General features: G+C 72.4%; 1 protein-coding gene. It reads left to right on the top strand.

The window, feature by feature from the left end:
• The coding region (locus CQZ88_RS32015) for an amino acid adenylation domain-containing protein (protein WP_258008828.1) at positions 1–2,479 on the top strand (2,479 nt) is incomplete at both ends.

Below are 2,479 nucleotides of genomic sequence, written 5' to 3'. Positions count from 1 at the left end.
GTACGCGGACTACGCGCTGTGGCAGCGGGAACTGCTCGGCTCCGAGGACGACCCCGAGTCGCTCGCCGCCCGGCAGCTCGACCACTGGCGGACCGCGCTCGCCGACCTGCCGGACCAGCTCGACCTGCCCACCGACCGGCCGCGTCCGGCGCAGCAGTCGTTCCGCGGCGACCGGGTCGAGTTCACCGTGGACGCGGACGTGCACGCCGCGTTGCGCGATCTCGCCCGCGCCCGCAACGCGACCGTGTTCATGGCGATGCACGCCGCGTTCGCCACGCTGCTCGCCCGCCTGTCCGGATCCGCCGACATCGCGGTGGGCACGCCCATCGCCGGCCGCGGCGAGGCCGCCGTCGAGAACCTGATCGGCATGTTCGTCAACACGCTGGTCTTCCGGCTCTCCGTCGACGGCGGCCGCTCGTTCGACGAACTGCTCGCGGCGGCCCGCGAAACCGACCTGCAGGCGTTCGCGCACGCGGACGTGCCGTTCGAGCGGCTCGTGGAGGTGCTCAACCCGGCTCGTTCGACCGCGCGGCACCCGCTGTTCCAGGTGGGCTTCTCGTTCCAGAACCAGCAGCGCACCGCACTGGAACTGGCGGGCCTGACCGTCGCGCCGATCGACCTCGAGGGCGGCACGTCGCAGTTCGACCTGCACCTGATCGTCAGCGACCGGTACGACGAGCAGGGCGCCCCGTCGGGGATGGACGCGATCCTGACGTTCGCCACCGACCTGTTCGACGAGTCCACCGCCCGTGCCGTGGCCGAGCGCTTCCAGCAGTTGCTCCGTGCACTCGTGCAGGCGCCGGACGTGCCGGTGGGTGACCACCCGTTGCTGCTCGCGCGCGAACAGCACGACGTCCTGACGGCGTGGAACGACACCGTCCACGAGACCGGCACGGCCGCAACGCTCGTCGACCTGTTCGACGAGCAGGTGCGCCGGGATCCCGGCGCGGTCGCACTGGTGTACGAGGGCGTTGCCGTCACGTACGGCGAGTTCGGCGCCCGAGTCCACCGCCTCGCCCGGCACCTGATCGCCCTGGGCGTGGGCCCGGAGGATCGGGTGGCGCTCGTCGCGCGACGCTCGCCGGAACTCGTGGTCGGCATGTACGCGATCGCCACGGCCGGCGCCGCGTATGTGCCCCTCGATCCGGATCAGCCGGCCGAGCGCAACGCCTACATCCTCGACACCGCCGCCCCCACCTGTGTGGTCACGGTCGCGGCGGACCGGTTCGACGTGCCCGGCGTGCCGGTGGTCGAACTCGACCGCGTGGACCTGTCCGGGCTGCCGGACGCGCCGGTGACGGCGGCGGAGCGCCGCGCGCCGCTGCGCGCCGCGAACACCGCGTACGTGATCTTCACGTCCGGGTCGACGGGCCGGCCCAAGGGGGTGGCGGTTCCGCACTCCGCCGTCGTCAACCAGATGCTGTGGAAGCGGGACGCGTTCGACCTCGGACCGGACGACGCGGTGCTGCTCAAGACCGTCGCCACGTTCGACCTGTCGGTGTGGGAGTTCTGGTCGGCGCTCACCTCCGGCGCGCGCCTGGTGATCGCCACCGCCGACGGGCACCGCGATCCCGACTACCTGCTGCGGCTGCTGCGCGACGAGCGCGTCACCACGCTGCACTCGGTGCCGTCGATGCTCTCGATGCTCATGACCGCCGCCGGCGGGGAGGTCGCATCGTCGCTGCGCCGCGTGCTCGCCATCGGCGAGGCGCTGCCGGCGGCCACCGCGCAGCAGTTCCGCGCGGACAACGCGGCGGTCCTGTTCAACCTGTACGGGCCGACCGAGGCCGCCGTGTCCGTCACCGTGCACGAGACCGACGACGCCGACACCACGGTCGTGCCGATCGGTGTGCCCGAGTGGAACACCCGGGTCCACGTGCTCGACGCGCGCCTGCGTCCGGTGCCGGTCGGGGTCGCCGGCGAGCTGTACCTGGCCGGTGCCCAGCTGGCGCGCGGCTACCACGGCCGTCCCGACCTGACCGCCGACCGGTTCGTCGCCGACCCGTTCGGCGGGGGCCGGATGTACCGCACGGGCGACATCGTGCACTGGAACCGCGGCGGCGAACTGGTCTACCGCGACCGCGCCGACTTCCAGGTCAAGGTGCGCGGCTACCGCATCGAACTCGGTGAGATCGAGTCGGTGCTGCGCGCCCGCGCCGAGGTGCGGGACGTCGCCGTCCTCGTCCGCAACGACCCGCACGTCGGAGATCGGCTGGTGGCCTACGTGGTTCCGGCCGGTGGTGCCGAACTCGACGCCGCCGCGACGAAGACCGCGCTGGCGCAGGCGCTTCCGTCGTACATGGTGCCGTCGGTGTTCGTCGTCCTCGAGGCACTGCCGCTGAACACCAACGGCAAGCTCGACCGCAGGGCACTGCCCGAACCGGAGTTCGAGGCCGGGCAGTTCCGTGCCCCCACCACCCCGGTGGAGGAGATCGTCGCCGGCATCCTCGCCGAGGTTCTCGGCATCGAACGCGCCGGC

This window comes from Rhodococcus sp. ENV425, from assembly GCF_002887785.1.
GTDB lineage: Bacteria > Actinomycetota > Actinomycetes > Mycobacteriales > Mycobacteriaceae > Rhodococcus > Rhodococcus aetherivorans.
Note: the sequence above shows the minus strand (reverse complement) of the source record. Positions and strands in the feature narration are given on the sequence as shown.